The 382-nt window shown below is 41.9% G+C and carries 1 pseudogene; it reads right to left on the bottom strand.

The annotated features are described in order from the left end of the window. Window positions 1-382: pseudogene (locus tag ACQRDX_RS09570) on the bottom strand (heavy metal translocating P-type ATPase); the annotation flags it as partial.

Here is a 382-nt window from a genome sequence, read left to right as displayed (position 1 = left end):
CCCTAAGCTTGTGCTTCGGGCGGTTACCAATGGAATAGCCAGACCCAATGCGTGCGGACAAGCAATAACTAATGTAGTAATAGTAAATATAACTGCCGTTGGGATATCTCCAATAATCATCCACACTACAAAAGCAATTAGCGCGACAATAACAGCAATATAGAAGAGCCACCCTGCAACCTTTTGCGCAATATTTTCTGCCCTGGAAGGCTGACTTTGAGCTTGGCTAATTAAAGTCTGTACTTGAGAGATAAAGGATTGATCACCTGTCTCATTCACTTTAATATAAAGAACCCCTTCTCCATTTGTTGAGCCTCCGATTACTTCATCGCCAGGACCTTTTTTAACTGCTTTTGATTCTCCAGTCAAAAGAGCTTCATTC

Origin of the sequence: Streptococcus sp. SGI.013, from assembly GCF_050315295.1 — a bacterium.
GTDB classification, from domain to species: Bacteria; Bacillota; Bacilli; order Lactobacillales; family Streptococcaceae; genus Streptococcus; species Streptococcus porcorum.
This window is presented reverse-complemented; position numbering and strand designations above follow the sequence as displayed.